This is a genomic window from Magnetococcales bacterium (assembly GCA_015231925.1).
GTDB lineage: Bacteria > Pseudomonadota > Magnetococcia > Magnetococcales > JADGAQ01 > JADGAQ01.
Window position 1 is genome coordinate 1 of the sequence record JADGAQ010000235.1, and the last position, 5359, is coordinate 5359.

The following is a 5359-nucleotide window of genomic DNA, read 5'->3' on the forward strand; positions in this document are numbered from 1 at the left end:
CGACGGGTCCAGGGCAGCGCCCTGGGACGTTAGCCGTTGACTTCCCATACCCTGGGGAAGGGGGCACCCCTGGGACGTTACCTTCCTTCTACCTCAACCACAATACGAAATGGCTTGCAGATACGTCTCGGCAGCCTGACCAAACTGCCAGCGAATCAAGGTGAAAAATCGCGGCCAACACCCGTTGTCCTGGCCCAACACGGCAGCCACATTCGCCCCGTTGTCCATCAGCTCGACAATACCCTCCCAACAGCCATAACGAGCTTTGCACAGACGAGGACAGTTGAGGTTGAAGGTGTCAATGGTCGCCTGGGCCTTTTGCTGCCACTGCGGGTTGTCCAACGCAGCTTCCGGAACCATCATCACCATTTCCTTGGCGAGATCAACCTCGAAGGTGAACAAACGGGGATAAAGAGGAATGCCCCCCGGAGAGAACACGGTGTCGTCCACAATACGATCTTCCTTGTGTTCGTCGCAGCTTCTGTTCTCCGGCAAAGGAGGCAAATAGCGCTCCTTTTCAGAACTCGCCTGCGTCCCTCCCTTGCAGGCCAGCCAGAGATTCGCCCAGTGCAAAGCCCAGTTGCGATCCGTGGTCGGATCGCTTTTGGGGTGAAAATGGGCTATCTGTTGATTGTTGTCGCCAATCGGAATTTCACAGTAGGCGCAAAGTCCCCCCTGCCCCTTGAACAGGGTTTGTCGCAACTCACCATAACAATCCCGCCCTTCGTTTCGCAGATCTTCCCAGGAGCCCGACGGGTTTTCGGCGCGAAATTGCTGAAGGCAGGCCGGCTCCGCCGGCTTGAGGCACCGCTTCATGGGGATTGCATCCGCCGTTTGGTGCGCAACAGAATCTCCGCTTTGGTCAATGCCGGGTCATCGTCCCCAATCTGCGACATCAACTCCCGCAGAAATCCCTCCGCTTCCTCCGTACTGCCCTGATTGATCAATACGGAAAGCCGATGCAGTGCGTCGGATACCTCCCCCGGAGGCCGGGTCGGGGTGCCCATCACCTGGGACAGCACACGTCCACTCTCCGCCCCGTAAGTGCTGCTCCCCGGCGAATGGACCCCGCCATCCTGGAGAATGAACAGGTTTTCCGGACGCACCGTGGTCACAATCTGCGGACTGTGCGTGCTGGCCAGAAGTTGCGTGTTGGGGAATATCGTCCGCAAGGTGGGGATCACCCGATGCTGCCAGGTGGGGTGCAGGTGCAGATCGATCTCGTCGATCATCAGGATGCCCGGCGCTTGCAGCGGATCGGGCAGATGGGGGTTGGCCACCGCCAGCCGCCGCGCGAAGTCCAGCACCAGCCCCAACAGGTTGCGATAACCGTCGCTCAACTGCTCCAGCGTGTAAACCGTCGAAGCACCGTCCGCCTTCCTCAAAGCCACCTTCAACACCGGCGGGGCCCCATCGAAAAAGACCCGCTCCACGTCCCCCAACAGGATCTTCAAAGCGTTGCGCGCCGCTTTCAGATCAGGCAGCTCGAAGCCGAAGCCCTCGGGATGAACCCGCTGCTCCCGCATTTCCATGTTCTCCCGCAGATAGAACCACTGGCACATTGCCCGATAGTTGCCCCCGGCGTCCAAAGCGTCGATGAAGGCGGTGTGACGCTCCAAAGTGACCTGGAAGATGTCGCCCATTTCCGGCATGCCGGACAAGCGGCGCGTGGCGCGGTAGTAAGCAACGACGGGGTAGGGAGTCGGAGTTTCGGGAGAGGAAAGAATGGCAAACGACAGGTTATAGAAATATTGATCTATTCCGTCATTGCTTTTCGATATTGTAGGATCACCTTGTTGGGTAAAATCGTATTTTTGATGAGTTCGGATTTCATTGCCTCCAACGCGCACCTGGAGGATAGGGGTTTTGAAAACCGTGTCAAAAGAGATCACCGGTTTGACCGGGTTTTCCCGGGGACCAAGATTAAACGGGATGGAGATATCAGTCCTCTTAAGTAAACCTTTTATATAAGAGCTATCCCAAACGTTTCCCTCGATCCCCAAATTAGCTTCGACAATCCGAGCCAATGCTAACGCCAGCGCATCCAGAATCGCCGTTTTGCCTGCGCCGTTGATGCCCACGAAGAGATTGCACTCCGGGTGCAGATCGAGGTCCAGCTTTTGGAAGCAGCGGAAATTGTCGATGGTGATGTGGGCCAGCTTCATTGCCGACTTCCGCATTCGGGTAAGAGGAGTGAGATCCTTCAATGATGGGATGATAGCGTAAATTTTTTGATTTTCAATATGTTATCCTTTAAATATCAAAAAAAGGAAATGTTCTGTCCTTTGACTTTATAAGTTACTTTCCATCTTGATCATCAAGACTCATTGCTTCGCTGTCTGGTAACTTGCTCATTTAATAGAAGCGAAAGTCAACAGATTGAATATTTTCTTTTTTTGATATTTAAAGGATAACATATTGAAAGTCAAACAATTTCCAGTCGCGGGAATTTTGCAACGTCTTGGTGAAGAAAAGCGCATGAACCAAACATTTGGTTCATGCGCTTTTGTGCAACGATCCGCCGGCCTATCCCTTGAAGAAGAGCAGTTTTTTCAAGAAGTTGGAGCGGCTTTTCCCGGAGCCTTTGGCCTCCTTGGCCCGTGAGGTGGCGGTGGGGGGGGTGCCGCGACCGGTCACGAAGCGGTGGCGTTCCAGAGCGTAGCGGATGGAGCGCACGAACTGGCGGCGGGTGACGGCGTTTTTCACCAGATAGTCCTGGGCGCCCTGATGCACCGCTTCCATGGCTTGCTGTTCGTCGTCCTCGCCGGTGAAGATGACCACCGGCGTGTCGAAGGCCCGCCCGATCACCTGCCGGAAGGTCTCCATGCCCTGGCTGTCGGGCAGGTTGAGATCGAGCAGGATCAGGTCGAACTTCTCCTTGTCGAGCCGGTAGATGGCCTCGTTCAGGCTGACCACCCCCGTCAGGGAGAATTTGGGCGGTCGGAGGGGCATCTCCTTTTCCACCGACATGCGGGAGAGCCAGGTGGAGACCAGTCCCTGCAGATCGGTGTCGTCCTCCACCACCAGAATGTGGTAGCCCACGCTGTAGTCGAAGACGTTGGGCAGTTTGCGTTCCGCCGCCGTCAGGGCTGGCGAAGGCGAGTCGGGGTCGCAGGGGGGCTCGATGCGCTGATGATCCAGATCGTAAATGCGCTGGGCCATGTGGCGCAGCACCCGAAAGGCCAGGGAGGGGTCGTAATGCAACTGGTGGATGAAGGTGCGTTCGTCCACGGAAAGAATGTGGCTGTCACAAACCGCGCGGACGGTGGTGAAGCGTTGACGGTCGGCGGTGAACAGGGAGACCACCCCGAAAATTTGTCCCGCGCCCAGCAAGGCCAGTTGTTCCTCTCCGCGCCAGGTTTGCAGAAGCACCTCCACTTCGCCCTCCTGGATGACGTAGAGGGCTTCGCCTGCGTCACCGGGGCGGTAGATGATCTCCCCGGCCTGGTAAAGTTGGCCCAGTTGCCGTGATGCCTTGGCGTTCATTGCTCCCCCTGGTTTATTGTTTCGGGTGAGGGCGTTGCAAGACTCCCCCCAGCCAGTTGTAGTATCTTTTTAATGTATTGTCCCTAAAAAAGTAAAAAAATATTATATCGTTTGGCTTTTCGGTGTTCATTTATATGGATTTTTTATGCCGTGTCCGAGATGGTTTCGCAATTGGTCCGGGTGAGAAGAGTGGCGTGGCTTGCGGTGGGTTGACATCCTTTTCCTGATCCGGGAAGCAAAAACAGCGCCGTCACCCATTGACGGCTGCGACCCATCCGCATCATCCGGTTCACGGCTTCGTCCGGAATCGTTGCGGCAACGGCCTGTCAATGAGGTATCAGATGGGTTTCCGTCGTGTCAAACACTATTTGTGGTGGAAGGGAGGCTCCTTTTGCGGTGGGTGCTTTTTTCGGATCCCCCGATCCGGGAGTTCCCGGCTCGCCTTGTTCTGACGCGCCCTGGCCGGTTTCGCGACGAAACTCCCGGACGGGACGGGCCTGGGGGAAAATGCAACCAATCCACCGATTCGACAGCGATTTTTGCTTTACATGTTTCGCGATTTTACCCTATATAAAAGACCTTGTGAGAGGGTGTTTCCGGGGCTTGCACAGGGATGGTGGAGCGATCGGCCATGAAGGATGAAACGGGCCAGTCAGCGGGTCGGCCACGGGGTTCGGTACCGTATCGGAGGCCGGGTTGTCCGGCTCTTCTTGTCGGGCTGTGGGGGGTTCTGACCGGTTTGTTGGTGGTGGCTCCGCTTTGGGCTGCCGATGCCGCCAGGCCGACTGATGAAGAGTTGCGTTTGACCTGCGAACGTTATGCCGATGAGGATCAGGTGCCGGCGGACGAGGTCAAGCCTTACGTCAATCAGTGTGTTCAGGACTTGAAGGAGAACAACGTCGGTTTGGGTGGTCCGGATGAGCCTGATGCGCCTCTTGACGGGGCTCCGCCGCCGCCGACTCCCAAAAGGTGATAATCCGGTGTAAAGGACAGCCGGTGGGCTGTTTTTCCCGGGGTGGGTGATATTGATTTGCAGCCAGGGGAACAGAACGATCCTCGTGGCCGTCGGGCTCCATGATCATCCTCGACATGGGGTTTTTATCACTTCAGTCATGTAAGGAAAGGATTCTCGAATATGGCTACCACTGCCAAGCCTGCCGCCAAGCCTGCTGCCAAGCCCGCCGCCGCTCCGGCTGCGAAGCCTGCCGCTGCCAAGCCCGCCGCTGCGAAGCCTGCTGCCAAGCCCGCCGCCAAGCCCGCTGCTCCGGCTGCGAAGCCTGCGACCTCCAAGGGTACTGCCCGCGGTCGTTGATTCGGTTGTGTGAAGTCGGGTGCAAAAGCCCGGAGGGGAGACCCTCCGGGTTTTTTTATGGGGAAAGGGGGAGGGGCAGGGGGAGAGGGAAGAGGGAAGAGGGAAGAGGGGAGAGGGAAGAGGGGAGAGGGAAGAGGGAAGAGGGAAGAGGGAAGAGGGAAGAGGGAAGAGGGTTCCGTCATCTATAACGGGGGTCCGGGGGGGATTATCCCCCCCGGCGGGGTTCGGGGCAGCGCCCCGAGGTGTTGACCTGGCCTTTGGCGGGTCGAAGCCAAGAGGTGAAATGACCAATTTCGAACCCGCTTGCAACGGTGTTACCCCTCGACCCGCCGGAGGGGGCCAGGGGAGGGCCTCATCCTCCCCATCCGTTGACGTGTTCCGTTGACGTGTTCCGTTGACGTGTTCCGTTGACGTGTTCCGTTGACGTGTTCCGTTGAGGTGTTCCCCCCTTCGGGAGTGGGTTGGGGTATTTGGGGGCAGCGGTGGGTTTTTCCTCTTCAATCGGCTTCAAGGATGGGGGGATGAGGCCCCCCCTTGCCCCCCCGCGGTCCGCAGCGGGTC

At 57.4% G+C, this 5359-nt stretch carries 4 protein-coding genes; 1 reads left to right on the forward strand and 3 read right to left on the reverse strand.

Annotation, left to right across the window (positions count from 1 at the left end; all coding sequences use genetic code 11):
* Window positions 1-93 precede the first annotated feature (93 nt).
* The 3 genes from HQL56_17805 to HQL56_17815 form a co-directional block, all read right to left on the reverse strand.
* The gene (locus HQL56_17805) at window positions 94-816 is read right to left on the reverse strand and encodes a TIGR02646 family protein (protein ID MBF0311375.1); all 723 of its coding nucleotides are present in this window, start codon (window positions 814-816) and stop codon (window positions 94-96) included.
* Window positions 813-2165: an AAA family ATPase gene (locus HQL56_17810; GenBank protein MBF0311376.1), complete on the reverse strand. Its 1353-nt coding sequence runs from the start codon at window positions 2163-2165 to the stop codon at window positions 813-815. The genes HQL56_17805 and HQL56_17810 overlap by 4 nt, the downstream gene beginning before the upstream one ends.
* 361 nt (window positions 2166-2526) lie before the next feature.
* Window positions 2527-3486, reverse strand: coding sequence for a cyclic nucleotide-binding domain-containing protein (locus HQL56_17815; protein ID MBF0311377.1), 960 nt, complete (start codon window positions 3484-3486; stop codon window positions 2527-2529).
* A 631-nt stretch (window positions 3487-4117) separates the two neighbouring features.
* Here HQL56_17815 and HQL56_17820 point away from each other — a divergent pair.
* A complete protein-coding gene (locus HQL56_17820) occupies window positions 4118-4459 on the forward strand; it encodes a hypothetical protein (protein MBF0311378.1) in 342 nt (113 codons plus the stop codon).
* Window positions 4460-5359: the final 900 nt, after the last annotated feature.